At 68.7% G+C, this 390-nt stretch carries 1 pseudogene; it reads left to right on the forward strand.

The features are described 5' to 3' along the window. A pseudogene (locus EOA32_RS38105) lies at positions 1–390 on the forward strand (NAD(P)/FAD-dependent oxidoreductase); the annotation flags it as partial.

The following is a 390-nucleotide window of genomic DNA, read 5'->3' on the forward strand; positions in this document are numbered from 1 at the left end:
GTCGTGGCGCTCGGCGCCGATTACGATTTCGACGCCACGCCAGGGCTCGCCGGCGCCAACGAATTCTACACCGTCGCCGGCGCCGAACGGCTGCGCGACGTGCTGCCCACCTTCACCAGGGGGAGGGCGCTGGTCGGGGTCTGCGGCGCGCCCTACAAATGCCCGCCGGCGCCCAGCGAATGCGCGCTGATGCTGCACGACTACCTGGTCAAGCGCGGCGTGCGCGAAGCCTGCGAGATCAATTTCGTGCTGCCTTTGCCGAGTCCGGTGCCGCCGTCGCCGGAGACTTCGCGCGCCCTCGTCTCCGCCTTCGTCGAGCGAAACATCGGCTTCATTCCAGGCCGCCGCGTCGCGTCGATCGACAATGCGCGCAAGGTCGCGATCCTTGAC

It is taken from the genome of Mesorhizobium sp. M1A.F.Ca.ET.072.01.1.1 (assembly GCF_004023325.1).
In the GTDB taxonomy this organism is placed as follows: domain Bacteria; phylum Pseudomonadota; class Alphaproteobacteria; order Rhizobiales; family Rhizobiaceae; genus Mesorhizobium.